Raw genomic sequence first — 25,385 nt, 5'->3', positions numbered from 1 at the left:
ATCTTAAACATCGTTAAACCTAAAGGTGAGAAATGATGAGCAAGAAAATCCTGATGTTGGTCGGCGATTACGCCGAAGATTATGAAACAATGGTGCCCTTTCAGGCTTTACAGATGATTGGCCATCAGGTGGACGCCGTCTGCCCGGACAAATCCCGTGGCGACTACATCATGACGGCGATCCATGATTTCGACGGCGCCCAGACCTACAGTGAAAAGCCGGGCCACCGTTTTATCCTCAATGCCGATTTTTCCGCCGTAAAAGAGCAGGATTATGACGCGCTGCTAATCCCGGGCGGACGAGCCCCTGAATATCTCCGGCTAAATGATGACGTGCTGAAACTGGTGCAGGCCTTCGACGCCGCGCGCAAACCGATTGCTGCGGTTTGCCACGGACCGCAACTGCTCGCTGCTGCCGGCATATTAAAAGGACGAACCTGTAGCGCCTATCCCGCCTGTGCGCCTGAAGTCCGCCTCGGCGGCGGGCACTATGCCAATATTGGTATCGATCAGGCGCACGTAGACGGTAATCTGGTCACTGCCCCCGCCTGGCCTGCGCATCCGCAATGGCTGGCGAAATTCAGTGCATTGTTAGAATAACAGTTCACTGTTCCCGCCAGCAGCGCCTGGCGGGAGCAATCCGCTGGGAATAATGTGTCGCCCGGCAATTTAGCGATCCTGCCGCTCCCACTGCGCTTCCCGCTCAAGCGCTTTTCTGCGGGCTTCCTCTTTTTCACGATACAGTGGCGGATAGTAGATGTTCCCCCAGTCCCATTTACCGAACCAGAGACTCATCAGCGTACTAAAGATGATAATAAGTACGGTATAAAACAGAACGGTTCCGCTTTCACCACCGTGGCTGAACAGATCGATGACCAGCGAATGCTGCGCATCGCTGAACCACTGCGGATGGTCATCAAGCATCATGAAAAACAGGATCCCAAAGAGTAAATCCCCGACTTTAAATCGCTCATGAAATTTCGTGCGCCAGTTTGCATTATGTTTTTCATAATAATTCAGCAGGAACTGGTTGTTTTCCTTCAACGCTAAATCAAGTACTTCGCCTGAAGGAACTTCACCCGACCTCTTCTGATAATCACTCTGCGCGCGCAAGAAATCCGGGAAGATTCTGCTGTAGATGAGCTCATTAAGTAATAGCCTGACGATATTGGCTATAAAAGGCATCAGGGTGGTGGCAATCAAACCTAAGGCGGCGAGCGCCACGCAGAAAAAACCCAGATGTTCGGTCCAGTTAAGTGTCTGAACAGGCCAGGTCAATATTCCTTGCCCGCTGTATACCAGCAGCGCCAGATCGGCGAAAAGGACAATATAGATGAAGCGGATAATCCATTGCCATTCCCAGATTTTATCCATAATCCCTAACCCTGCCGGGAAAGACGCTTTCTCTTTCTTTTCATCCGTCATCATTTACCTCCCCTTTGACTCACGGAACAAACTTCCCTCGTTCAATAAAGAAAAACTGGCGCAAATGCGCCAGCTCTTAATTTTACGTTCACAACGAAGACCGGCGGTTCCCGGCTCGTCAGTGTTTCTCAATATACATCGTCCGGCTATAAGCCACGTCTTCCGGGTTATTAATGGGGTAACCTTTCACCCATGGTTTGATCAGGCGGCCGTTGGTGTACTGGTAAATAGGTGCGATTGGCGCTTTTTCCGTGAGGATTTTCTCCGCCATGTTGTAGTCTGCGTTACGCGCTTTCGCCGTGTTTTCGAGCGTCGCCTGATGGATAATTTTATCGTACGCCGGATCGTTGAAACGCGAGATATTGCCGCTGTGGGTTGAGGTCAATAACGACAGAAAGGTCGATGGCTCATTGTAATCCCCGACCCATGACGCGCGGATCACATCGAAATTACCGGTATTACGGCTATCGATGTAGGTTTTCCACTCCTGGTTTTGCAGTTTGACGTCAACGCCGAGGTTTTTCTTCCACATCGAGGCCACCGCAATCGCGATTTTCTGATGGTTTTCTGACGTGTTGTACAACAGGTTCAGCTTCAGCGGGCGCTGAGGGCCATAGCCCGCGGCCTGAAGCAGCGTTTTCGCCTGGGCATTAAGTTCCTGCTGTGACATTTGCTCAAACGGCGAGGTTTCTGGCGTAAACCCTGCCGTCACGTCTGGCGTGAAATGCCAGGCGGGCTTCTCACCGGTTCCTAACACTTTGTCCGCCATGATGCGGCGATCGATGGTCATGCTCAGGGCGAGGCGTACACGGGCATCGGCCGTGGGTCCTTTTTGCGTATTAAACGCATAGTAATAGGTGCCCAACTGAGGCGGTGTATACACTTGTCCCGGAATGTCCTTGAGCAGCTTCTGATACATGTTTTTCGGGAACGATTCGGTGATATCAATATCATCCGCCAGATAGCGTTTAGTGGCCGAGGATTCCTGGTTAATCGGTACGAACGTCACTTTTTGCAGGACGGTTTTGGCGTCATCCCAGTAGTGTGTATTCGGCACCACAACCAGTTTTTCATTCACCACGCGATCTTTCAGAACGTAGGCGCCATTTCCGACCAGAGCCCCCGGACGCGTCCACTCTTTGCCGCTCTCCACATTGGCCTTTTGCACCGGATAGAAGGCAAAGTTTGCCGTCAGATTGCTAAACCACGGTAGCGGTTTATCCAGCTGCACACGTAAGGTTTTTGCATCTACGGCCGTCACGCCCAGCGTATCTGGCGCGGCTTTACCATCAATTATCGCCTGTGCGTTATGGATACCCGCCAGCGCCGCATACCAGGCAAACGGAGACGTGGTTTTCGGATCAACCAGACGCTGCCAGCTGTAGACAAAATCCTCAGCGGTAACTGGCGAACCGTCAGACCATTTCGCGTTATCACGTAAGGAGAAGGTCCAGATACGGTTATCGTTACTCTGCCAGCGCGTCGCCACGCCTGGGGTCAGTTCACCTTTCTCATTCTGATTAACCAGCCCTTCAAAAAGGTCGCGAATGACCTGTATCTCGGGTAATCCCACGGCTTTTGCCGGATCAAGGGAAGCCGGCTCATCTTTAATGTGTCTGACCAGCTCCTGTTTTTGCGCCAGTACCGTGCCCTGTGGCACATCAGCGGCGTACGAAAGTGAAGAGAGTCCGCACAGCAACAGTGCAGCACAGAGACGCGAAACAGGATGCTTCATAAGATCCCCTTTTATGAATTCAGGTAATAAGCAGATGCGTAATTATTTGTTTCGACAATGAGAATTGCAAATACCTTCCTCCGGAAAGTTGATATCCGGCAATTTTCCCGCCATACGGAAACTATTTGATTAACCGCGAGTTTTGCACAACACTGCCAGTAGAGACTTCTTTATCAGGATTTCCTATGGCAATCACCCGACCCAGAGCGGAACGCGGCGCCTTCCCACCAGGTGCAGAGCAGTATGGCCGTTCATTTTTAGGCGCATCGCTGATTTGGTTTCCGGCCCCCGATGCCGATCGCAACAGCGGCTTAATCATTGCCGGCACGCACGGCGACGAGAACTCGTCTGTCGTCACGCTCTCGTGCGCGCTGCGCACGTTGACGCCCAGCTTACGACGTCATCACGTGATTCTGGCCGTCAACCCGGATGGGTGTCAGCTTGGGTTACGCGCCAATGCGCGGGGCATCGATTTAAACCGTAATTTCCCTGCAGCAAACTGGCGCGCCGGTGAAACGGTTTATCGCTGGAACAGCTCCGCTGAAGAGCGTGACGTTGTCTTACTGACCGGCGACACGCCGGGCTCGGAGCCGGAAACACAGGCGCTGTGCCAGTTAATCCATAAGATCCACCCGGCCTGGGTTGTCACCTTCCACGATCCGCTGGCCTGCATCGAAGATCCGCGGCACACCGAGCTGGGTGAATGGCTGGCGAATGCTTTCGCTCTGCCGCTTGTTTCCAGCGTGGGCTATGAAACCCCTGGCTCATTCGGCAGCTGGTGTGCCGACCTGGGATTACCTTGCATCACCGCGGAATTCCCGCCGATATCGTCAGATGAAGCTAGCGAAAAATATTTAAAAGCCATGGTGGAGCTTCTGCGCTGGCAGCCTCAAAAATGAAGGACGCCGCTGGTAAACGTGAGTGCCGGTGAAACGTCAACCGCCAGCCATGTCGGGCCATCAAGATCGGCAAAACTGACATGATTTACCAGCGGCAACGCCGCGTTGATCGCCCGGGATGTACACAGCATGCATCCCAGCATGATTGAAAACCCCTGCGCCTGCGCCTGTTCTGCCAGTGCCAGCGCCTCTGTCAGCCCGCCGGTCTTGTCGAGCTTGATATTGACCATCTCGTAACGGCCCTGCAGTTCAACCAGGCTATCGCGCGTATGGCAGCTTTCATCCGCGCAGATGGGCAGCGGGTGGATAAAATTCTTCAGCGCCGCATCATCCTGTGCCGGCAGAGGCTGTTCCAGCATGGCTACGCCCAGGTCGGCCAGCAGCTGACATCGTGCGGCAAGGCCTTCGGGATGCCATGACTCATTCGCATCCACAATTAACGTGGCTGTCGGGACTGCCGAGCGGATAGCGACCATACGCTCGCTGATCAGACGATCGTCAAGCTTCACCTTTAACAGCGTCGCCCCCGCATCAAAGAGTGCTTTTGCGCTGGCGGCCATGTGTTCAGGCTCGCCAATCACCACCGTTTGCGCCGTGACAACCGATGTCGGCAACGTGACGCCTAGCAGCGTCGTCAGCGAGGTTTGCTGTTTGGCAGCCTCCAGGCTCCAGAGTGCGCAGTCAATCGCATTACGCGCCGCGCCGGCGGGTATACGCTGCTGTAACGCCTCGCGGGTGAGCCCTTTTTCCAGATCGGGAACGAGCGTCATGATAAGTGCCATTACCGACGCCAGACTTTCGCCATAGCGCGGGTACGGCGTGCATTCGCCGACGCCCTTAATGCCGTCCTCTTCTATCTCCACCACAACCACACTGGCTTCGCTTCGACTGCCGCGGGAGATCACAAACGGGGTATGCAATGGCCAGGCTTCTTCATAGACCTTAACGCTTCTCATCACTGACTCCTTGCGGCCCGGAAAGGCGAAAAAATTGGTTTGCCGTGTTATCCGCTGATGGCATACACTAGCCACGACGTTAACTATATGTAAACAGGAAGATATCTATGTCACAACTCGTTCATTTCCAGGGCAACCCGGTTACTGTTGCAGGTTCCATTCCACAGGCTGGCAGCAAAGCACAGGCTTTTACTCTGGTGGCTAAAGATCTGTCTGACGTCACACTGTCTCAGTTTGCTGGCAAACGCAAAGTCCTGAACATTTTCCCAAGCATCGACACCGGCGTCTGTGCTGCATCCGTGCGCAAATTCAACCAGCTGGCGACGGAAATGGACAACACCGTTGTGCTGTGTATTTCTGCCGATCTGCCGTTCGCCCAGTCCCGTTTCTGCGGTGCTGAAGGCCTGAGCAACGTCATTACCCTCTCCACCCTGCGCAGCCCGGATTTCCTGGAAAACTACGGCGTGAGCATCGCGGAAGGCCCACTGAAAGGCCTGGCAGCGCGCGCTGTACTGGTTATCGATGAAAATGACAACGTCGTGTTCAGCGAACTGGTTAACGAAATCACCACCGAGCCGGATTACACTGCCGCGCTGGACGTGTTGAAAGCATAATGAATGCTTAGCATTCTATATAGCTTAGCAATCTAATGAAATAACAGGGTTTATTTCTCTTTGCAGGCTCTGGAAGACGACACATGACAAACCTCGCACTGGCGGGGTTTTTTATTCCCTTTAAGCTGAATCGTTAAAGCTAAACCCTTCACTGTTCACATTTACTGTGCAATTAATTGTATTAAAGTTAACTTAATTGCGATATTATTCTCATATTAGACCTTAAATATTCATATTTTCTTCCCCAGTGAAGCACATCACATTTCCCTTCAGGTCAAAACATTAGATTTGCTGACGAAAGCAAATAATCGTTTCAGCAAAAAGGAAGGGATATGAAAATTAAACTGGCTATTACGCTCCTTGCAGCTTTGATTTCGGGTCATGCGGCGGCGAAAACCTGGGTGCTGACAAGCGCTGAAAGCGGCGTGGAGAAAGGAAACTGGAAAATAACGAGCGATGAGCTGAAGGTAAAAGATCAGGCGTTCAGCATTGAACAAAAAGTGTTGCACGGTGGCAAACAGGAAGGCAGCAAAATCCTTGTTATCAGCAGTAAAAGTGGCCTGACCATTACCTTAAGCCCCTCTCGCGGCATGAACCTGCTCCATGTGGAAGGCTTCGGCACCAGAATGGGCTGGGATTCCCCGGTAAAAGAGGTCGTGAACCCGGCATATATTAATCTGGAAAGTCGCAACGGGCTTGGCTGGCTGGAAGGTTTCAACGAGATGATGGTGCGCTGTGGCTATGAGTGGACGGGCCACCCGGTCACGGCTGACGGCCAAATCTACACGCTTCACGGCAAGGCGGGCAATACGCCTGTCTCGCAGGTTGAAGTGGAGGTGGCTGACGCCGCCCCCCATGAAATTCGAATTCGTGGTTTGATCAAAGAGAGCACGTTCAAAAAAGCAGATTTGCAGACCATGACCGAACTGCGTTACGTCCCAGGAACCAACCAGTTCAGTTTGCATGATGTTCTGACAAACCATGCCGATTACCCGCATGATTATCAAATCATCTACCACAGCAACTTTGGTACCCCGATCCTCGAAGAAGGTGCACGCTTCCTTGCCCCGGTCGCGAGCGTCAGTCCATTCAATGACTACGCGAAAGCCGGTGTCAACGACTGGCAGACCTATGCCGGGCCAACGAAAGGCTTTGATGAGATGGTGTTTAACCTCAAACCGCTTGCGGATAACAACCACGAAACCCTCGCGGCCGTGGTGAATAAAGCCGGTGATAAAGGGGCGTCCATTCAGTTTGATACCCGCCAGTTGCCGGTGCTGACCTTATGGAAAAATACCGACACCCTGAAGCAAGGTTATGTCACCGGTATTGAGCCGGGTACCAGCTACGCCTACCCGGTCACCATTGAGCGCGAACAAAAACGCGTTAAGCAACTGCAACCGGGAGCCAGCACACAGTTTGATCTGACCTATACCCTGCTCCATAACCCGCAACAGGTGAAAGACGTGGAGAACCGAATTGCATCGATTCAGGGAGAGACAAAGGTCGACATTAATAGCACCCCTATCGCAAAAGAATGAGTAAAAAAAAGCCTCTTTACAGAGGCTTTTTACCGTTATTCGTCACCCTTCTTCTGATTCAAACCATACTCTCGCAACTTATTGGCAATCGCCGTGTGTGAAACGCCAAGGCGTTTTGCCAGCTTACGGGTGCTTGGATAGCTACGGTACAGTTGCGTCAGCACGGAGCGCTCAAAACGGCTGGTAATGTCATCCAGCGAACCTTCCATCGCCTCTTCACCTACTGACACCGTACCGGCATCGTAATCCGGTAACAGAATATCCTGCGGACGCAGTTCATAACCTTCCAGCTGCGTCAGCGCGCGGTAAACGGCGTTCTTGAGCTGGCGAATGTTGCCCGGCCAGCCGTAGCGCATGAGCACCGTGCCGAGATCGGCTGAAAGCTTCGGACGCGGTACCCCCTGCTCGTCGGCAAAGCGCGCCACAAACAGTTCGGTCAGCGGCATGATATCCTGCGGGCAATCGCGCAGCGGTGGGATATTCAGCGTCAGGACATTCAGGCGGTAGTAGAGATCCTCGCGGAATACCCCTTTTTGCACCAGTTCGACCAGGTTTTTCTGCGTCGCACAAATCACACGCACATCCACATGAACTTCGTGATCCTCGCCTACGCGGCGGAACGTGCCATCATTGAGGAAGCGCAGCAGCTTGGCCTGCATGCGTGGCGACATTTCACCAATCTCGTCCAGCAGCACGGAGCCGCCGTTAGCCTGCTCGAAGAACCCTTTTTTACCTTCCGGCGCGTGACCAAATAATTCGCTTTCGACGGCATCTTCCGGAATCGAGGCGCAGTTCAGGGCCAGATACGGTTTTGCCGCTCGCGGGCTGGCCAGATGCACAGCATGCGCCAGCAGGTCCTTCCCGGTACCGGTATCGCCGGTAATCAGCAGTGGCGCGGTCAGACTCGCGAGTTTGCGCGCCTGATCCACCACATGCCGCATTTTCGGGCTGACGGCAATAATCTGGCTGAATGCCCCCACATCCTGGCTGGAGATATTTTGCAGCTGACGGCCCATGCGCACGGTAGAACGCAGCATGATCACGGCACCGGTCAGAACGCGCGTGTCGGCCTCGCCTTTCAGATAGACCGGCGTTATCTCCATTAAGAAATTCTGTCCGTGGATAACCACATGCTCGCTGTGGGTGTTCTGCGGATTGCTGTCCAGCCAGCGCTGGAAGTTAAAGCCGGGAATTAACTGTGCTGCGTTGTGGTTGCTGAGTTTTTCCTGACTCTGCGTGAACAGCTGGCAGCTGGCATGGTTAACACGCTCAACCTTACTTTTTAAATCCAGGGAGAGGAAAGGCTCTGGCATGGCTTCAAGCAATGCGCTCAATGCCAGATGCTCACGCTCCGACGGCATCCAGGGGATGGTGCGTACATCCGTAACGCCAGCGATACGGCGTATTTCTGCCATCAGGCTACTGAACGTATTAAATTCAATTTCGGCAAAATTGAGGTAAATTCGCCCGACAGGATCGATCTCAATGCCACGTAAATCAATGCTACGTAAAACAAGAAGATCGAGTAATTCGCGGGTCAGACCGAGACGGTCTTCACAGAAGACTTCAAGACGCATGGGAAATTCACCGTTTTAAGCCAATAACATTAAAATGATATGTCAGAACACGGTGATCGGGAAGATGGCTGTCAACAAATATTGACAGCCAGCACGATTAATGACCAAACCGGCTACTGAACCGGTTTTTTATTGAGCGTCTCTTTGAGCTGACCGATTAACTCACGTCGGAAATCCCCCAATCGCGGCTTATCGCCATCAATCCACGGCAGTGGACGGCACACTTCCATCGCTTTGATGCCCAGACGGGCGGTCAACAAACCGGCACCAATACCCTGCGCGGCACGGGCAGAGAGACGCGCCGCCAGATCCTGCGACATCCAGTCCATCCCCACTTCCCGCACGAGCTCGCTTGCTCCGGCAAAGGCGATGTTGAGCAATACCAGACGGAACAAGCGAAGGCGGCTGTAGTACCCCAGCTCAATACCGTATAAAGCAGCAATCCGGTTAATCAGACGCAGGTTACGCCAGGCGATAAACGCCATATCCACCAGCGCCAGCGGGCTGACGGCAATCATCAGGGTTGATTCCGCAGCAGAGCGGCTGATTTCGCGCCGCGCCTGGGCATCCAGCACCGGCTGCACCATGTGGGAATACAGCGTCACCACTTCACGATCGTTCTGGGTTTCATGGATAGCGGCATACCAGCGCTGAAGCGCCGGGTGTGACTGGTCAATACCCGCCTGACTGGCCAGCTTTTCACAAAACGCGCGGCCTTTGCCGGTTCCGTGACTGTGGAGCAGATCCCGCGCTTCATCACGCTCATGGGCGCGCTGTCGCAGGCGCCACAGGCGACGCCACTCGGTCGCAACAGACCCGACACCCGCCCCCACAATCAGAGCACCGGCAGCGCAGCCGCCCAACGCGACCCAATCCTGGGTTTGCCAGGCGTTGACTGCCCACTGGACGCCTTGCCCAACCACGCTGACGCCAAACAACGCCAGCCCGGCAGTCACCATCTTTCGCCACAGGCTGCGTTTTGGGCGTAGCGCGGCTTCCACGACCGCTTCAGCCGGCCCCTCTTCAACAAGCAGCTCTTCGGTCAGCGCCGGGGCAAAATTATCTGCCTGCGGGCCATTAAACGTCTGCGCAGTTTTAAACGCCTCCGGGTGCTCTTGCTCAAGCGTTCCGGTAAAATCAATGCGCGGTTTTAACGGTTCCGTCATCGCAATTTATCTCCAATCAAAAACTCCAGCGCCGCATCCAGACGGATATGCGGTAACGGCTGATCGACCGTCATGGCCTGCGGGCGGAAGGCTTCAAACTGGAAGCCCTGGTTCTGCCAGAAGGCCGGCCCCGGAAGGCGGGCGGGCACTTCGCCCGGATAGACAGTAAGCGGTTCGCCGTCGCTAAGACGATTCCCGCGCAATGCCGGTATTTTCTCGCCATTAAGGTCAATCAACCCACTCTGTGTCGCCTGTACGGAAGCCAGTCCGAGGCAATCCATACTGATCCCTTCGAACGCGGCATTCTGCCAGGCGTCCTGCACCAGTTGCTGCAGCAGCGACACCATATTGGCATGCTGATCGACCGTCACGTGATCGGCTTTTGTGGCCGCAAACAGCAACTTGTCGATAACGGGTGAGAAGAGACGACGAAACAGCGTGCGCTGCCCGTAGTGAAAACTTTGCATTAACTGTGTCAGCGCCAGGCGCATATCGTTGAAGGCCTGCGGCCCGCTGTTCAGCGGTTGCAGGCAATCCACCAGCACAATCTGGCGATCAAAACGTAAAAAATGGTTTTTATAAAAATCTTTCACCACTTTTTCACAGTAGTAATTGTAACGCTCGCGCAGCATTCCGGCGTTAGTGTGTTTGTCCGCCTGGGCCAGTTTTGACTCCCCGATGCCATCCACGTCCGGCCACGGGAAAAACTGCAGCGCAGGTGCGCCCGCCAAATCTCCCGGCAGAACAAAACGGCCCGGCTGGATGAAATGCAACCCTTCCTGCTTACACTGATGCAGATACTCCGTCCAGGCCTCGGCAATCGCCGCCAGCCGGTTTTCATCGGCAGGGGCCAGCGGATCCAGGCCTTCGCACAGTTTTCGCCATTTCGTCGACCACTCGGCGCGGTTGCCCTGCAACAGCCCCGTCATCTGTCGTGACCAGCTGAGATAGTCCTGAGCCAGCATAGGTAAATCGAGCAACCACTCACCGGGGTAATCCACAATTTCCAGATACAGGGTGGAGGTATCCTTGAAGTGGCGCATCAGGGATTCATTAGAGCGAAAACGCAGCGCAAGGCGAATTTCACTCACCCCGCGCGTCGGCGTCGGCCAGGTGGGCGGTTCACCATAAAGCTGAGCCAGCCCTTCATCATAGGTAAAACGGGGAATGCCAAAATCGCGCTGAGGCACACGTTTAACCCCCAGCAGGCGCTCTTCCCGCACGGCGCTCAGCAGCGGCAGCCGCGCCCCACTGTGCAGGTTAAGCAGCTGGTTCACCATCGCGGTGATAAACGCCGTCTTGCCGCTGCGGCTCAGCCCCGTCACCGCCAGACGCAGATGACGGTCAACGCCACGGTTCACCAGTGAATTGAGTTCGTTCTTAAGTCGCTTCATCGCCGTCCTTCATTGCCCGGAAGCCTCAAATACATTGCTTCAGAATACAATAAATGGGGGCAGATCGTTGATTATCAATTCTTATTTATTGCTATTGCCGTTTTCTCTCCAGTAAGATGAACGACATTGCTGTTAGTCAGGAGTGAGTAAGGTGTATGTCACCCACCATCTATGATATCGCACGGGTTGCCGGCGTTTCGAAATCAACCGTCTCCCGCGTTCTGAATAAACAAACGAATATTTCTCCTGAAGCGCGTGAAAAAGTGTTGAAGGCGATTGACGAATTAAATTATCAACCCAATAAACTCGCCCGCGCCCTGACCTCTTCTGGCTTCGACGCCATTATGGTTATTTCGACACGCTCGACGAAAACCACCGCCGGCAACCCTTTTTTCTCTGATGTTCTGCATGCCATTACAGCCAAAGCTGAAGAGGAAGGTTTTGATGTTATTTTGCAAACCTCGAAAAGCAGTGAAGACGATCTGCTGAAATGCGAAAGTAAAATAAAACAAAAAATGATTAAAGGGATCATCATGCTGAGCTCACCGGCAAATGAATCCTTTTTCACAACGCTGGATGCTTATGGCGTACCGGTGGTCGTCATCGGGAAAGTCGAAGGTGATTTTCAGAATATTTACTCGGTCGACACGGATAATTTTCACGACAGCGCCACGCTAACAGAAACCTTTATTAAAAATGGCCGACGTAACATTGCCTGTCTGCATGCGCCGCTCAATTATCATGTTTCGATTGATCGTCTTGCCGGTTATAAATCCAGCCTGGAAAAGCACGGCATCGCCATTAACCCGGCGTGGATCATCGATGGCGGATATACCCATGAAAGCGCGCTTGCCGCGGCCACAGAATTGCTCTCCTCGGCCACACCACCTGATGCGGTATTTGCCACCGACAGCATGAAGTTACTCAGCCTTTATCGCGCGGCGGATACTCTGGATCTGAGGATCCCCGAGCAGGTTGTGATTGCAGGATACAGTGACCCGATGCTCTCTCTCATTTTAACGCCAGCACCCGGGGGCTTTGATATCCCAACCCGCAAGCTGGGTGAAGAGAGCTGCAATCTTCTTTTCAGGCGTATCGCCGGTCAGCCTGCACCACAAAAAGTGCTTGTCGATACCCGCTTTACGTTAGCGCCCTCTCTTCGCTAAAACCAGGGGCTGAAAGCCCCTGGCATCCGGTCTGTCAGAACGCGTAATTAACGCCAACACCCGCGTAGTGGAAACGGTCGCTGTCGCCTTCGTCATGGTTTTCCCATTCGTAGGCGTATTCCAGCGTCATGGATAATCCATTGTTGAAGTCATACGCGTACAGTAAACCCAGTCGGTTGAAATCGTGTCCTTCACGATCGGGATCGTCCTGCCAGTCCCAGTTCGACCAGCGATCCAGCCCCAGACGGGTATATGGCGTGAGCGTCGTCTGGCCTAATGAAACAGGCAGATACGCGCGAATTTCCTGCGTTGAAAATTCGCCGTTATTACGTGAACTGTCCATATTGAAACCGCGCTCAAGATAATAGTTCACTTTTGCAGAGAAAGTTTCATTAATGGTCCAGGTAAAACCCGTTTCCGTTTCTACGCGGCTGTCGGCATAACCGGTTTTTTCCAGGTCATTCGCAAACTGATACATGGCAAACCAGCCACCAAAACGCCAGTCGTCGGACAATTTAATATCCCAGTCTGGCTGAATTTTGTAACGCTGCATATTTGCGCTACCGTCTTTGGCACCGTGTTCATCTTTAAAGTGATAACCGTAATTACGGAAACCGCCGGTCAACCCGAGTGTAAAATCATCGGTGCCAATAAAGCGATAGCGTAATTCAAATTCCGGACGGTCAAAATAGGTCCCACGGGTCATGCTGCTGTAATCAACCGGTCCTTCCTGATACATTGCCAGCGAAAGGGTCCAGGCATCCCACGTGGCATTAAACCATACAGAGGGTTCATATAATCCATCTTTATCGTCGCCCTGACCTTCGACGTTTTCAATTTCATACATGGCACCGATATTAAATTCCCAGTGTTTTGCTGATTCCGTTGCGTGCGCGCAGCTAACCCCTGCGCACAGAACGAGCGCAGCACTTCTTAGTAGAGTACTCATTTAAATGTTCCCTTTATAATTAACTCAAAAAAAACCGGAAATTTGCATTTCCGGCGAACGCCTTTCTTATCTAATAGCCACTTCAGTATCAGCGTCGAAGAAATGACATTTATTCATATCGAACTGGATGCCGATATTATCCCCCGCCGCATAATCATTTACCGCTCCTGCACGAACGACCAGCTCATGCCCGCCCACGGTGGCATAGAGCATGAACTCAGCCCCGGTCAGTTCGGCCACGCTGACTTTTGCCGCAATATCATCCCCACGGCTTTGCAGCGTCAGAATATCTTCCGGCCGGATCCCAAAGACCACGGCTTTACGCTGATATCCGGCGGCATTCACCGCCGCCAGCGTGTCTTCAGGTATCTCCAGACGCAGCGTTTCCGTCACGAAATAGCGATCGTCTATCGCGCCCCGGATAAAATTCATTGCCGGTGAGCCGATGAAGCCCGCCACAAACATATTTGCCGGTTCGTTGTAGACCTGCTTAGGCGCCCCCACCTGCTGAATAACGCCATCCTTGAGGATCACAATGCGGGTCGCCATCGTCATCGCTTCCGTCTGATCGTGGGTCACGTAAATCATTGTGGTGTTGAGCTTCTGGTGCAGCTTGCTGATTTCAGCGCGCATTTGCACACGCAGCTTGGCGTCCAGGTTAGAAAGCGGTTCATCCATCAGAAAGACGCCGGCTTCGCGCACAATCGCCCGTCCTAACGCCACGCGCTGACGTTGCCCACCCGACAATGCGCCAGGTTTACGCGTGAGGTAATCACGCAAGCCCAGGATTTGTGCCGCCCAGTTCACGCGCTCTTCAATGACCGCGGGGGCAATTTTCTGCATCTTCAGGCCAAACGCCATGTTGTCGTAAACCGTCATATGCGGATAAAGCGCATAGTTCTGGAAAACCATCGCAATGTCGCGGGACTTGGCGGGCACATCGTTCATGCAGACACCGTCAATCACCAGCTCACCGGCAGAGATCTCCTCCAGCCCGGCAATCATGCGAAGCGTCGTCGATTTACCGCACCCCGAGGGACCCACAAAGACGATAAACTCCTTGTCCTCAATTTCGAGGTTAAAATCCTTAACCACATGGACCTGGTTATCGTAGATTTTCTGAATATGTTTCAGAGACAGTTGAGCCATTTTTAATTCCTTATCATTACCGTTCGGGATGCCCAGAAATCCGTCAGGCATTTCCAGGTCAGTTCCTGCGTTGAATGAAGTTGTAATCCCGCATGGTTCAGGCCAGGCCCAATCCCGACCGAGAGCATTCCCGCCGCGTTGATTGCCTCAACGCCGGCTGCAGCATCTTCGATTCCGATAGCCTGCTCGGGGCGCACGTTCAGCCCGGCGCAGGCCGCAAGAAAGATCTCCGGGTCCGGTTTTGAGCGGGCAATGCGCGAGGCATCGGCGCAGAAATCAAAAGCCCTCTCAATGCCCAGCGCCTGCAAAATACCGGGGGCGTTAAGGGACACTGAGGCCAGCCCGATTTTGACGTTCGCCGCACGAATTTCCGCCAGCACCTCGCGGATGCCCGGAAGCAGAGAATCCTGCGTCAACGACGCCAGAGACCCGACGTAGCGCGCGTTCTTTTTATCCGCGAGCGCCTGCCGCTGCTGGTCGTTAAACTCCCCCTCTTTTCCGCCATGGCGCAGGATCCGCTGCAGCGATTCCATACGGCTTATCCCTTTCAGCTCGTCGTTGAACACCACGTCGAACGAGATGCCAATTTCCTGCGCCACGGCACGCCAGGCCAGAAAATGCAGATGCGCGGTATCGGTGATCACACCATCAAGATCGAAGACAACGGCCTCAGGCTTCATGATTTTCTCCTGTGGTAGCGGTCCCATAAGTAGATGTAAAAAAATCCCTGAAAGAACAGACCTGCCGATCCGTTATGTACAGGGTTTTACCCCACAGCGTTAAGGTCACCGGTGCAGTGGTTTCAATCGTTAAAACATCATTTTCAAACGTGAAGTGCATGCGCGCGTTTCTCCATCGCAGCGGGAAAGCCAGTTTTCGCCAGTGGGCAGGCAGCTTCGGGGCAAGATGCAATTCCCCCTGGACGATCTGCATGCCGGCAAATCCCTGAATAACGCCGGACCAGATAGCCCCGGTGGCGGCAGCATGAATCCCGTCATCGCAGCTGTGCGGATCGTCGCCCAGATCGATGGCGACACCCTCGCGCCAGAAGGCGTAGGCCCTTTCCGTATCGCCACACCGGGCAGCAACAATTCCGTGAATCGCTTTGCTCAGCGAAGAGTCGTGTATGGTACGCGGCTCGTAGTACGCCAGGTTGGCAGCACACTGCTGCGGGGTAAACCGTTCCGGCAGCAGGTAGTTGAGCATCACCACATCGGCCTGTTTAAGGATCTGCATCTCGTTCACTTCCGCGCGGGAGTAATCGAGCAGAATGGTCTGTTTACCCGCTTTCGCCTTATAGCGGCTCAGATCGATAGCCGGTTTCGCCATGAAGGTGTCATCCTGAGGAAGGACCCCTTCAGCGTTGGCTTGCGGTAACCACAAACGGGACATAAACCGGCTGGCATTCTCCATGAAGCCATCATCTTCACGATTGAACATCGCCATAAACTGGCGCGCACAGGCGACATTGTGCCAGGCCAGATAGTTGGTGTACGCATTGTTATTGACGTGCTCCGTGTACTCATCCGGCCCGATCACATCGTGGATTTCCAGGCGACCATTGACTTCCGTCGCCCGCCCCATCCAGAACGTTGCCGTCTCTAGCAGTAGCGTCAGCCCTTCGTTACGCATAAAAGCGTCATCATGTGTCGCCTGCCAGTAGGCCACGACAGCCCAGGCAATGTCCGCCACAATGTGATGCTCTGCCAGCGCAGAGGCCACTTTCTGGCGCGTGCCCGTGCGGATGTTGATTGCTGCATATTCCGGCGTCTCCTCCTGACCGCTCGCGGCACTCTCCCAGGGGAAAAGTGCGCCAGGCCAGCCGTTGCGACGCGCTTTTTCACGAGCCCCGGCCAGGTTGAGCCAGCGATAACGCAGCAGACTGCGGGCGACCTGCGGACGCGTAAAGAGATGGAAAGGCAGCAGGAAAATTTCGGTATCCCAGAAGACGTGGCCTTTATACCCTTCGCCGGTCAATCCTTTCGCGGCGATACTGCAGCGCTCATTGTCGGCAGGCGTCATGGCGGTCAGATGCCAGACGGTATAATCCAGCGCGAGCTGATCCTGCGGTTCCGCTGACGTTACCGCCACCCGCGCATCTCGCCAGACGTCTTCCCAGGCGCAGGCAGAGCTCTCCAGCAACGATGCGTAACCTCGCGCTGCGCACACCTTGAGTTCGGCCAGTGCGTTACGCGCAAACGACGCCTGCGAAAGGGCTTTGTCAGTGCGGTGGGCGACCCAGACGAGCTTTTCAAGCGTGACAGTGTCACCCTGCGAAACGTTCAGGGCGTAATGCGCACTGATGCGACGATTTTTAGCGGTAAAGCAGCTTTCGCTACCCGCTGAAAGCCGGCAGAACGCGGATATAAAGACATCAGAAACCCGGTCCTGCGTTTCATACACGCCCTGCATACAGTTCTGGTCGAATACCCGGACTGAAATCTCATCCAGATGCTGCCTGCCGGTGTTGGTTTGCGTCGCATCGATTCCGGTTTTCAACACCACCTGCGAGGGCCCATCAAGGGGAGTGATGGCGAGTTGCATTGCCACTAACGGCAACTGAGCGAGAGAAACGAAACGACGACTCTCCAGGCGATAGCGTTTCCCGTCGGGCGAGCGCCAGAGCACGCTGCGACGCAGTTCACCATTGGCAAACGCCAGCTCGCGCTGCCACTCAAGAAGCGCCCCGGAAAGCAGGGTAAAATTCACACCATCCAGTTCAACCTCAATAGCGGTAATATCCGGCAGGTTGATTAACTCCGTGGTCTCATTGCGACCTGCGCGATGATAAAGCCCGGCGAGATACATGCCTCTGGTTTGCTGGGTGTAATCCTCTTCGTGTGCCGCGCGAATGCCCATGTAGCCATTGCCGCAAGCCATGATGGAGGCGTATTTATTCAGACTGTGGGGAGAGAAGCCCGGTTCGGTTAAAACAGACACATTCAGCATAACGTCACGCTTTCCCCTGTATCCGCCGATTCATAAAGCGCGGCAACAAGTTGCTGGATAACCAGTCCCTGTTCCGCATCTGCGATCATAACCGGCTCTCCCAGCACATGGCGTACAAACGCCTCCATGCTGCGCAGGTGACGCTGGTCGTCTGCCTCATCACGCTGCATGAGGGTCTGTAAAACGCCTGCCTCATCGTGGTATATGTGTGCCGGGAAGAGCGTGGCCCCCGCCTTTTCGCCACAGAATGAAACATTCATGATCGACTGCTCACGGATATTCAGCGCAAACGACGTATCCAGGCGCAGAACGCCGCCATTGCAGAATTCAATTGTGCCAAACAGAGCATCTTCAACGGTAAACCGGGCGGGATCCCACTCGCCAAACTGTCCACTGTTTTTACGGTTCCCCAGCTTCTGGAAGCTGTGGGCGGTCACCCTTTTTACCGCCGGAAAACCCAGCACATACATCGCGGCATCCAGCATATGAATACCGATATCGATAAGCGGTCCGCCACCCTGTAGCGATTTGTTCGTAAAGACGCCCCAGCCCGGCACGCCGCAACGACGCAGCGCCTGCGCCGACGTAAAGTAGATCTCACCTAAAGCCCCGTTTGTGACAGCGTCACGTAGCAGCTGCGTGTCGAGCGCAAACCGATGGTGAAAATCATACGCCAGCACTTTTCCCGCTTTACGGGCCGCCCTGCGCATCTGGTCAGCCTGTTGCGGCGTCATGGCAGGCGGTTTTTCGCACATCACATGACATCCGGCCTCCAGTGCCGCCATGACATGTTCAAAATGGAACCGGTTTGGGGAGCAGACGCTGACCACATCAGGTTTTACCGCCTGCAGCATTTCAGATGCATTCTGCCAGACCGAAGGAATTGCATGACGTTCCGCAAACGCCTGTGCCTGTTCAAGGCCGCTGTCCATGACAGCGACCATTTGAACATCACTGCGTGTGGCGTAATACGAGGCATGCACTTTGTCCGCGACCTGCCCGGCGCCAATAATGGCGACGCGCAGAAGCGAAGGTGTTGAAGCACTCATCACGCTCGTCATCCTTAGCATTCACGCAGATACGTGAGTGAATCCTGGTAAGCCTGGGCCGGATCGTCGGCGCGGACACGGCACTCATACACCACGTAGCCCTGATAGTTGTCCGCACGAAGCTGCCCGAACAACGTGGCAAAATCCAGCGTCCCGCTGCCAGGCTGATAGCGATGGTTATCGGCGATATGCACATGACCCAGCAGATCCCGGTTGCGATGCAGCGCCTCTGTTAGCGAATCTTCTTCGATATTCATGTGGTAAAAGTCGCCGATGATCTGCACATGCCTGAGCGCGTTCTCTTCGATATAGCGACGCGCATCCGCGAGCGTGTTGATCATGTGATCCTGGTAGCGGTTGAGCGGCTCAAGGTAAACGGTGGTCCCGGTACGCGCCGCCACCTCATCCAGATAACGCAGCGAAGCACTCACCGCTTCGCGGTCACCCGCCAGGCTGCGTGGAGAGGTCATCGGCGGCAAACGGAAGGTAAACATTCCCCAGGCAGCGGGCACAATAATCCCCTTTCCACCCACTTCAGCCAGTGCTTCCAGGATGCGTTCGATCTGTTTTAATCCGTTCAGACGACGTTCTTCAATGAAGTCACCAATCCAGCCGTCATATCCCCCGCAGGCGGTGGTCACCGGCAGGCCCGTGGCGGTGATTGCGGCTTTCACTTCATCGAGATTGTCCACCAGCAATTTGCCGTCAATTTCATAGCCATCAAAACCCATCGCTTTGATGTACTGGAATTTCTGCAGAATAGAAGTCGGGAAAAAGGCCTGGTTTTGCGTTGCGATTTTCATTGATGCTCTCCTTAGCTTAAAAAGTGACGCCCATCTTGATGCTCAGTTCCGGATGCTGATCGACATACTTCATGTAGCTCTCAGCGCTGGTGGTAAAGGTGACAACCGGGTCAATCAGATCTTCGCAGTTCAGATAACCGTTCATCAGCAGTTCCCAGCAGGTCTCTTCAATACGCTTTCGGCTCCAGCGCGGGTAATCCGGGTTGGGTTCGCTGCAGGCGCGCGAGAAAACGATTTTCGCGTTATTGAAGTGGGCTTCACGCCCCAGATTGAACCCTTCTGCGAACGGTTTCGCGAAAGCCACGTAGGAGATCGTTCCACCGTAGGCGAGCCCGCGCAGCGCAGACTGCAATGCATCGGCAAAACCGCTGGTTTCGATAATCACGTCAGCGCCCTGCTTTCCGGTCAGTTTTTTAATCTCCAGACCGACATCGGTGCCAAACGGATTGAGGCAGTAATCAGCCCCGTGACGGCGGGCAATTTCGCAGCGATGCGCGATAGGATCGACACCGATGACGATGGATGCACCGGCTTTTTTCGCCAGCTGAATCGCAATCTGCCCAATGGCACCCAGTCCGACTACAACGACAAAATCCCCTACCCGCACGTTAGCATCACGCACGCCGCTCATGGCGAACTGCGCAGGGTCGTAACAGACGGCATTTTTCCAGGAAGACCCTTGCGGCATTTTGCGCAGCTTGTAGTTATTAACGGCATTCACGATGACCGTCTCCTGCAGCGGCCCATAGCAGCAGACACGGTCGCCCGTCTGGTACTCCGTCACGTCATCGCCGCATTCGATAATGTCGCCAACGATCATGTTGCCCAGCTGGAACTTACCAAACTCAATGCCCCGCGCCGCGCCCTCTTCACGCGGGGTAAACATCTGCCACTCCGCGTTAAACTCCTCATCAATGAAGGGACTTGCCGCCCGGAAATCTACCACTTCGGTGCCGTGTTTTGGCGCACCGAAGCGCGCACGAATTTTCACTTCATGGACGGCAACAGGACGATCTTCATATTCCACCAGCGCCGCTACACGAGGCGCTGTCGCAACTAACTTTTTCATGACTGACTCCTAGTTAAAACTGGCCGCCTCAGCCCTTAACGCCACCGGCGGTCAAACCACTTTTGATAAAACGTTCAGACAGTGCGTACATGATGACCACCGGAAGCGCTGTCACCAGCGATGCCGCCATCATGCGACCCCAGATATAATCTGGCGTGCTAAAGAGGGTGTTTAGCCCAACCGGCAAGGTGAAATTGCTGGCGCTGGACAGGAAAATGGATGCAAACAGGTAGTCGTTCCATGCCACCATGAAGCAGTAGACGAACACCGACACGAGGCCGGAAATCGCCAGCGGAACGGTAATGCGGAAGATAATTTGCAGGCGGTTAAGCCCGTCCATCATCGCAGCTTCTTCTATTTCATCCGGAATGGTGTCGAAATAGCTGCGCAGCATAAAGACGGCTGTCGGCAGCGTCTGGGTCACCATGGTGATAATCAGCGCCAGCTCTGTGTCATAGATCCCCAGCGCGGTGATGATTTTGAACAGCGGCACCACCAGCAAAATCCCCGAGAACATATAGACGGTGTAAAAACTCGCATTGATCGTCGTACGTCCTTTAAAACGCAGTTTGGATAACGCGTAAGCCCCCAGCGTGCCGAGAAAAACGGCAATCACCGACGAGGTCAGCGAGACCACCATGCTGTTTCTGAAGTAATCCACAAATGGGAAGATCAGCGGATTAAAGATGTCGATGTAATGCTGCAGCGTCCACGCCTGCGGCAGGATGGTCGGATGGAGCGATATCGCCTCTTTCGCGCTCTTAAGCGAGGTCATTAACATCACAAAGAACGGGAACAGCGTGATGATCAGAAACACCGCCAGCCCCAGATAAAAACCGAGACGACCCAGTACGCGTTTATTTGTTGCCATTGAGGTTTACCCTTTTTCTGGTCAGCAGAATGACGGCGAAGATGATCACGAACAGCACCACGGAGATGGCAGCGGCTTTCCCGAGGTCATTGAAGGCAAATGCGGTCTTGTAGAGATAGACGCCCAAAATATCGACCTTGGTGGTCAGGAGATAAACATCAGCGAACATATAGAACATCCAGATGGTTCGCAGTGTAATCACCGTGGCCAGCACCGGCATAATGGCGGGCAGCGTGACGATACGAAAACGCTGCCAGGCATTTGCCCCATCCATTTCCGCGGCTTCGTACAGCGATTTATCAATGGTCTGCAATATCGCGAGGAACGAGATAAACGCGTAGGGGAAGTAACGCCAGATGGCGAACAGCACCACCAGCACAAAACTGCTGCCCGGGTTGTCGAACCACAGCGGCGCCTGGTCATACAGGTGCAACAGATCGACACCCAGATAGTTCACAATGCCGTAGCCGTTGTTGAACATGTATTTCCATGCAAACACCAGCGAGATGGATGGTGTGACGTAGGACAAAATCACCAGTGAACGCGCCGTTTTCCGCAGGCGAAATTCCCGGTTAAAAAAGAGGGCAACGGCCAGCCCCAGCGCCGTGCTGCCCATCACCACCAGGGCGGTGTACCAGAACGTCATCCACAGGGAGTGCCAGAATGCGCCATCGCTGAGGATACGAACATAGTTATCCAGCCCGACAAACACGGCGCTAATGCGCGGGTTAAGCGGCAAACGTAAAAAGCTGATTTCAATATTGGAAATCATCGGCCAGGCCACCAGGCCCCCCAGCAAAATCAGGCTGGGGGCCAACAGCAGCATGGCGAAAGGCATATCTGAACGACCAGAAAACAACGTCTTCATAATTTCCTTCCGCAGAGCGCTCCTATCGTTGTGAAATCAGGTCAGTCAGTCGCTTCTGGCTGTTGCTTAACGTTGCACTGAGATCCTGTTGACCTACTGTGACGTTATGCACCATGGAACTGATAATGCCGGACCCCGTTACATCACCCATGCGGGTAAAGTTTTTGTCGCCCACGGCGCCAAATACCTGCACATTCGGGAACTGGGCGATAAGCTCATAGGGAAGTTGACCAAACGCTTTAATGACCTCGTTGTCTTTCCAGGAGTCCGTGCCGACGACCAGTTTGTTCACCGGCAGCGCGGCACCCGGGGACATCATCACCCAGTCAGACGCGTTCTGTGCCTGCTCCATCCAGGTGACAAACTTCTGTGCAGCCTGGGTTTCATCTTCGGTTTGACCGGAGGTGATCGTCAGCGATGTGACCATGCCGTAGACCGCTGAAGACGTTTCAGTCGGAACGACAAAGCCCAGGTTGGCCGGGTTGCCGTCTTTATAGACCGCCGGCAGGATATAGGTGGAATACACCGCCATCGGCGCCGAGCCATTCATAAAGGCATCTTTAATCTCCATGACATCGTTCGAGCCCGGCATGGTGGTCGCGGCCAGTGCTTTATAGAACGCCAGCGCGTTCACCATTTCCGGGGTATCGATGTTGATTTTCCCGTTGGCGTCAAAAACGTTCGCGCCACCGGAAAGCGCAAACTGAGAAAACGCCTGCTCGGTCATCACGCTTTCTGCCGTGGGTAGCGCTATGCCATAGCGTTTTTTAGCCGGATCGCTGAGGCGTTGGCTGGCTTTCAGCAGCTGTTCCCAGTTATGCGGCTCCTCAATACCCGCCGCAGCAAGCACATCTTTGTGATACCAGACGCCAGACAGCCAGGCGCTGATTGGCACCCCCGTCCAGGCTGAGCCGTCTTCCGTGCGAACGACACGTAAAATTCCGTCATAGAAGGTGTTTTCGCCCACCGCTTTGATGGCGGCGTTGATCGCATCCCGGTCCAGCAGCTGCTCTTTATCCATGACTTTTGCGTAGTCGTGGCTGACCTCAATGACCTCGGGCAGCGCACCGGTGCGGGCCAACGTAATCACTTTGGTGTTGTAGGCATCCTCTTCTACCGGTACCTGTTTCACCGTAATCGTCGGGTTCTCTTTCTCGAATTTTTCAATCAGTTTTGTAATTACCGCCTGACGCTCCTGTTCAACTGAGGAGTGCATAAACTCAATGGTGACAGCAGAGGGTTTGTCATCCTTACAGCCTGACAACAAGGCGCACGAAACCAGTGCTGATATCAGCACAATTTTGGGCATATTCATGTTTAAGGTCCTTTTTTAGTTTTCTTTAATCCACAACACCTGCCATGGATTAAGGGTCAGAGTCGTACCAGTAATATCTTTCCCGGCGATCAATTCCCTGCCGGATGGAATATTCGACTCAAGCGTTTGAACGCGATCGCTGAAATTAAATAACGCGGTAACTTTTTCGCCACTTTGCGCAATACGCATTATTTTTAATACATGCTCGCCTGCCGTACTAAAAAAAGCCTGACTGTCAGGGTGGAATGCTTTTTCTGCACGCCTCAGGGCGATTAATTCACGCAATCTATAATAGACTTTCTGCCGCAGGCTATTTTCGTTCTCAAGCTCACTGTCAATTGCACCGGCGAGGTATTTTTTGCGGTTAATCGCACGGTTATATCCCAGGCGCTCCACGCCCTCATAATCATTACGCGAGCCAAGAATACTTTGAATATAGACGGCAGGCACGCCGGGGAAGCTCAGGAGTACAGCATGAGCCAGAATAAACCGGGCAATACGGTGATTATCATCGCAGTCCCTTGTGCTTAACGCATCAAGATAAGTGACATTGATTTCATACGGGCTTCGCGTTCCATCCGGATTGTTTTTCCAGTTGACCAGCGCCCCCTCGGCCTGAAGTTTCTCAACCAGCGAGAGGATCTCAGACTCGGGTAAAATTCCGCGTAACGGATTGAGGCCAATCCCGTCATGCGAGGCCAAAAAGTTAAACCAGGTGGTTTTCGTGGAAGGAAGCGTCAACGACGACGCCCACTGACACAGCGCCCGGACATCCTGACGGTGTACCGCATGCAGTACAAGCGGCGGCAAGGAGAACTGATACACCATCTGCGCTTCATTGTTGCCATCACCAAAATAGGAAACGTTGTCTTTATGCGGGACATTGGTCTCAGTGATTATCACCGTACCCGGCGCGACAGCCTCGGTAATGGCACGGAAAAGCTGGATAAGCTGATGGGTTTGTTCCAGATGGATACAGCTCGTTCCGGGTATCTTCCACATAAATCCAACGGCATCCAGACGAATGTAGCGCGCCCCTTCAGTCAGGTAGTGCAGCAGCACGTCTACCATCGCAATCAGAACCTGAGGAGAGGCAAAATTGAGATCGACCTGGTCGCTGCTGAAGGTGGTCCACAGGTGGCGTACGCTGCCATCGTGAAGCGTAAACGGCGTGAGGAGGGGCAAAGCACGCGGTCGCGTGACGGCCGACAGATCCGTTTCAGGGTCAACAGAAATGAAGAAATCGTTATACCCCGGCATTTGCTTAAGGTAATTCGCGAACCATTGGCTTTGCGCCGACATGTGATTGCAGACGAAATCAAACATCAAACTGGCTGATTGTTTTAATTCGGCGATGTCCTGCCACGTTCCTGTTTCTGGTGCGACGTCGTGGTAATCAATAACAGAAAAACCGTCGTCAGAAGACCACGGATAAAAAGGTAAAAGATGAACATGTGAAAAGGAGTGAGAGAGCCACTTATTATAAAACCGTGTGAAAACCGGCAAGGCTTTCTCCCCTTCTGCCGAAAACTGATCGGCATACGTAATCAGGACAACATCTTTTTCATCCCACCCCACCTTACGCTTATCTGTAATAACAGAAATCGCGTTATCAATCTTTTCCAGCAACACCGAAAAATGGGTATCGGAAAATGATTCCCCGTAAACAAGATTAATGATTTCTTTAATTTTAGCCTGCATTTTATTTTCCATGGTAGCGGTCCCACGGAACGCAATCTACTCCCATGAAAAATATCTGTCAACGGACCGGGACGCAGAAAAAGGCGATTGCAAAGCAGCTCAACGCAGTATTGTGAGCTGCCGCAAAGAAAGAAAGGGAAAGCGAAGAAGTATCGCTAGCCTGCCCCGAAAACGAGAAAGGCTAACGTAC

The 25,385-nt window shown here is 53.6% G+C and carries 22 protein-coding genes; 5 read left to right on the top strand and 17 right to left on the bottom strand.

The features are described from left to right. The first annotated feature begins 35 nt into the window (after window positions 1-35). Window positions 36-599: a DJ-1/PfpI family protein gene (locus BJ887_RS06720; RefSeq protein ID WP_025204027.1), complete on the top strand. Its 564-nt coding sequence runs from the start codon at window positions 36-38 to the stop codon at window positions 597-599. A gap of 69 nt (window positions 600-668) precedes the next feature. Here BJ887_RS06720 and BJ887_RS06715 read toward each other — a convergent pair whose 3' ends face one another. Together BJ887_RS06715 and BJ887_RS06710 are read right to left on the bottom strand one after the other, a co-directional pair. Next, on the bottom strand, window positions 669-1,373 hold the full coding sequence (locus BJ887_RS06715) for a hypothetical protein (RefSeq protein WP_229216813.1): 705 nt from the start codon (window positions 1,371-1,373) through the stop codon (window positions 669-671). A gap of 169 nt (window positions 1,374-1,542) precedes the next feature. Beyond that, window positions 1,543-3,159: a peptide ABC transporter substrate-binding protein gene (locus BJ887_RS06710; RefSeq protein ID WP_121339625.1), complete on the bottom strand. Its 1,617-nt coding sequence runs from the start codon at window positions 3,157-3,159 to the stop codon at window positions 1,543-1,545. A gap of 185 nt (window positions 3,160-3,344) precedes the next feature. Between BJ887_RS06710 and mpaA the strand changes: the two genes are divergently transcribed. Then, a complete protein-coding gene (gene mpaA / locus BJ887_RS06705; RefSeq protein WP_020882474.1) occupies window positions 3,345-4,058 on the top strand; it encodes a murein tripeptide amidase MpaA in 714 nt (237 codons plus the stop codon). Here mpaA and ycjG read toward each other — a convergent pair. Beyond that, window positions 4,049-5,014: an L-Ala-D/L-Glu epimerase gene (gene ycjG / locus BJ887_RS06700; protein WP_032678269.1), complete on the bottom strand. Its 966-nt coding sequence runs from the start codon at window positions 5,012-5,014 to the stop codon at window positions 4,049-4,051. The genes mpaA and ycjG overlap by 10 nt on opposite strands. A gap of 107 nt (window positions 5,015-5,121) precedes the next feature. Here ycjG and tpx point away from each other — a divergent pair, with 107 nt between their 5' ends. Both tpx and BJ887_RS06690 read left to right on the top strand, forming a co-directional pair. Further along, window positions 5,122-5,628, top strand: a complete 507-nt coding sequence (gene tpx, locus BJ887_RS06695; protein WP_020882472.1) for a thiol peroxidase — start codon at window positions 5,122-5,124, stop codon at window positions 5,626-5,628. A gap of 332 nt (window positions 5,629-5,960) precedes the next feature. Continuing rightward, a complete protein-coding gene (locus tag BJ887_RS06690) occupies window positions 5,961-7,169 on the top strand; it encodes an aldose 1-epimerase family protein (RefSeq protein ID WP_014170324.1) in 1,209 nt (402 codons plus the stop codon). A 35-nt stretch (window positions 7,170-7,204) separates the two neighbouring features. Here the strand turns inward: BJ887_RS06690 and tyrR are convergent, their stop codons facing one another. The 3 genes from tyrR to BJ887_RS06675 all read right to left on the bottom strand — a co-directional run bounded on the left by tyrR (window position 7,205) and on the right by BJ887_RS06675 (window position 11,306). Beyond that, on the bottom strand, window positions 7,205-8,746 hold the full coding sequence (gene tyrR / locus BJ887_RS06685) for a transcriptional regulator TyrR (protein ID WP_121339623.1): 1,542 nt from the start codon (window positions 8,744-8,746) through the stop codon (window positions 7,205-7,207). A 113-nt stretch (window positions 8,747-8,859) separates the two neighbouring features. Further along, window positions 8,860-9,912 carry a YcjF family protein gene (locus BJ887_RS06680; RefSeq protein ID WP_020882470.1) on the bottom strand — a complete coding sequence of 351 codons (1,053 nt, stop codon included), beginning with the start codon at window positions 9,910-9,912 and terminating at the stop codon, window positions 8,860-8,862. Next, window positions 9,909-11,306 (bottom strand): YcjX family protein, encoded by a 1,398-nt coding sequence (locus tag BJ887_RS06675; protein WP_078774404.1) that lies wholly within the window; start codon window positions 11,304-11,306, stop codon window positions 9,909-9,911. The genes BJ887_RS06680 and BJ887_RS06675 overlap by 4 nt, the downstream gene beginning before the upstream one ends. Before the next feature lie 155 nt (window positions 11,307-11,461). Between BJ887_RS06675 and BJ887_RS06670 the strand changes: the two genes are divergently transcribed. Further along, window positions 11,462-12,472: a LacI family DNA-binding transcriptional regulator gene (locus BJ887_RS06670; RefSeq protein WP_121339621.1), complete on the top strand. Its 1,011-nt coding sequence runs from the start codon at window positions 11,462-11,464 to the stop codon at window positions 12,470-12,472. A 34-nt stretch (window positions 12,473-12,506) separates the two neighbouring features. Here BJ887_RS06670 and BJ887_RS06665 read toward each other — a convergent pair whose 3' ends face one another. From BJ887_RS06665 to BJ887_RS06615, 11 genes are all read right to left on the bottom strand, one after another. Further along, the gene (locus BJ887_RS06665; protein WP_025204021.1) at window positions 12,507-13,421 is read right to left on the bottom strand and encodes an OmpG family monomeric porin; all 915 of its coding nucleotides are present in this window, start codon (window positions 13,419-13,421) and stop codon (window positions 12,507-12,509) included. Between the two features lie 66 nt (window positions 13,422-13,487). Then, entirely contained in the window at window positions 13,488-14,570 is a 1,083-nt protein-coding gene (locus BJ887_RS06660) for an ABC transporter ATP-binding protein (protein WP_032669771.1), read from the bottom strand. Between the two features lie 2 nt (window positions 14,571-14,572). Beyond that, the gene (gene pgmB / locus BJ887_RS06655) at window positions 14,573-15,250 is read right to left on the bottom strand and encodes a beta-phosphoglucomutase (protein ID WP_032680902.1); all 678 of its coding nucleotides are present in this window, start codon (window positions 15,248-15,250) and stop codon (window positions 14,573-14,575) included. Continuing rightward, the gene (locus BJ887_RS06650) at window positions 15,240-17,519 is read right to left on the bottom strand and encodes a glycoside hydrolase family 65 protein (RefSeq protein ID WP_121339619.1); all 2,280 of its coding nucleotides are present in this window, start codon (window positions 17,517-17,519) and stop codon (window positions 15,240-15,242) included. The genes pgmB and BJ887_RS06650 overlap by 11 nt, the downstream gene beginning before the upstream one ends. Then, window positions 17,513-18,571, bottom strand: coding sequence for a Gfo/Idh/MocA family protein (locus tag BJ887_RS06645; protein WP_025204017.1), 1,059 nt, complete (start codon window positions 18,569-18,571; stop codon window positions 17,513-17,515). The genes BJ887_RS06650 and BJ887_RS06645 overlap by 7 nt, the downstream gene beginning before the upstream one ends. A gap of 11 nt (window positions 18,572-18,582) precedes the next feature. Then, the gene (locus BJ887_RS06640; protein WP_121339617.1) at window positions 18,583-19,371 is read right to left on the bottom strand and encodes a sugar phosphate isomerase/epimerase; all 789 of its coding nucleotides are present in this window, start codon (window positions 19,369-19,371) and stop codon (window positions 18,583-18,585) included. A 16-nt stretch (window positions 19,372-19,387) separates the two neighbouring features. After that, on the bottom strand, window positions 19,388-20,440 hold the full coding sequence (locus tag BJ887_RS06635; protein ID WP_047744740.1) for a zinc-binding alcohol dehydrogenase: 1,053 nt from the start codon (window positions 20,438-20,440) through the stop codon (window positions 19,388-19,390). 28 nt (window positions 20,441-20,468) lie between these two features. Continuing rightward, the gene (locus tag BJ887_RS06630) at window positions 20,469-21,311 is read right to left on the bottom strand and encodes a carbohydrate ABC transporter permease (protein ID WP_025204015.1); all 843 of its coding nucleotides are present in this window, start codon (window positions 21,309-21,311) and stop codon (window positions 20,469-20,471) included. After that, window positions 21,298-22,179: a carbohydrate ABC transporter permease gene (locus BJ887_RS06625; RefSeq protein ID WP_025204014.1), complete on the bottom strand. Its 882-nt coding sequence runs from the start codon at window positions 22,177-22,179 to the stop codon at window positions 21,298-21,300. The genes BJ887_RS06630 and BJ887_RS06625 overlap by 14 nt, the downstream gene beginning before the upstream one ends. 22 nt (window positions 22,180-22,201) lie before the next feature. Then, window positions 22,202-23,494: an ABC transporter substrate-binding protein gene (locus BJ887_RS06620; protein ID WP_040017634.1), complete on the bottom strand. Its 1,293-nt coding sequence runs from the start codon at window positions 23,492-23,494 to the stop codon at window positions 22,202-22,204. Between the two features lie 15 nt (window positions 23,495-23,509). Then, window positions 23,510-25,207, bottom strand: coding sequence for a sugar phosphorylase (locus BJ887_RS06615; RefSeq protein WP_121339615.1), 1,698 nt, complete (start codon window positions 25,205-25,207; stop codon window positions 23,510-23,512). Window positions 25,208-25,385 lie beyond the last annotated feature (178 nt).

The sequence above is a fragment of the Enterobacter sp. WPR_3_1 genome (genome assembly GCF_003635055.1).
Taxonomy (GTDB): Bacteria; Pseudomonadota; Gammaproteobacteria; order Enterobacterales; family Enterobacteriaceae; genus Enterobacter; species Enterobacter ludwigii.
This window is presented reverse-complemented; position numbering and strand designations above follow the sequence as displayed.

Excerpts from the sequence above, each read along its gene's own strand:
- BJ887_RS06680 (WP_020882470.1), bottom strand. The coding sequence starts at position 9,912 with ATGACGGAACCGTTAAAACCGCGCATTGATTTTACCGGAACGCTTGAG.
- mpaA (WP_020882474.1), top strand. The coding sequence starts at position 3,345 with ATGGCAATCACCCGACCCAGAGCGGAACGCGGCGCCTTCCCACCAGGT.
- ycjG (WP_032678269.1), bottom strand. The coding sequence starts at position 5,014 with ATGAGAAGCGTTAAGGTCTATGAAGAAGCCTGGCCATTGCATACCCCG.
- BJ887_RS06715 (WP_229216813.1), bottom strand. The coding sequence starts at position 1,373 with ATGGATAAAATCTGGGAATGGCAATGGATTATCCGCTTCATCTATATT.
- BJ887_RS06615 (WP_121339615.1), bottom strand. The coding sequence starts at position 25,207 with ATGGAAAATAAAATGCAGGCTAAAATTAAAGAAATCATTAATCTTGTT.
- BJ887_RS06640 (WP_121339617.1), bottom strand. The coding sequence starts at position 19,371 with ATGAAAATCGCAACGCAAAACCAGGCCTTTTTCCCGACTTCTATTCTG.
- BJ887_RS06670 (WP_121339621.1), top strand. The coding sequence starts at position 11,462 with ATGTCACCCACCATCTATGATATCGCACGGGTTGCCGGCGTTTCGAAA.
- pgmB (WP_032680902.1), bottom strand. The coding sequence starts at position 15,250 with ATGAAGCCTGAGGCCGTTGTCTTCGATCTTGATGGTGTGATCACCGAT.
- BJ887_RS06710 (WP_121339625.1), bottom strand. The coding sequence starts at position 3,159 with ATGAAGCATCCTGTTTCGCGTCTCTGTGCTGCACTGTTGCTGTGCGGA.
- BJ887_RS06720 (WP_025204027.1), top strand. The coding sequence starts at position 36 with ATGAGCAAGAAAATCCTGATGTTGGTCGGCGATTACGCCGAAGATTAT.
- tpx (WP_020882472.1), top strand. The coding sequence starts at position 5,122 with ATGTCACAACTCGTTCATTTCCAGGGCAACCCGGTTACTGTTGCAGGT.
- BJ887_RS06620 (WP_040017634.1), bottom strand. The coding sequence starts at position 23,494 with ATGAATATGCCCAAAATTGTGCTGATATCAGCACTGGTTTCGTGCGCC.
- BJ887_RS06630 (WP_025204015.1), bottom strand. The coding sequence starts at position 21,311 with ATGGCAACAAATAAACGCGTACTGGGTCGTCTCGGTTTTTATCTGGGG.
- BJ887_RS06665 (WP_025204021.1), bottom strand. The coding sequence starts at position 13,421 with ATGAGTACTCTACTAAGAAGTGCTGCGCTCGTTCTGTGCGCAGGGGTT.
- BJ887_RS06650 (WP_121339619.1), bottom strand. The coding sequence starts at position 17,519 with ATGCTGAATGTGTCTGTTTTAACCGAACCGGGCTTCTCTCCCCACAGT.
- BJ887_RS06660 (WP_032669771.1), bottom strand. The coding sequence starts at position 14,570 with ATGGCTCAACTGTCTCTGAAACATATTCAGAAAATCTACGATAACCAG.
- tyrR (WP_121339623.1), bottom strand. The coding sequence starts at position 8,746 with ATGCGTCTTGAAGTCTTCTGTGAAGACCGTCTCGGTCTGACCCGCGAA.
- BJ887_RS06690 (WP_014170324.1), top strand. The coding sequence starts at position 5,961 with ATGAAAATTAAACTGGCTATTACGCTCCTTGCAGCTTTGATTTCGGGT.
- BJ887_RS06675 (WP_078774404.1), bottom strand. The coding sequence starts at position 11,306 with ATGAAGCGACTTAAGAACGAACTCAATTCACTGGTGAACCGTGGCGTT.
- BJ887_RS06625 (WP_025204014.1), bottom strand. The coding sequence starts at position 22,179 with ATGAAGACGTTGTTTTCTGGTCGTTCAGATATGCCTTTCGCCATGCTG.
- BJ887_RS06635 (WP_047744740.1), bottom strand. The coding sequence starts at position 20,440 with ATGAAAAAGTTAGTTGCGACAGCGCCTCGTGTAGCGGCGCTGGTGGAA.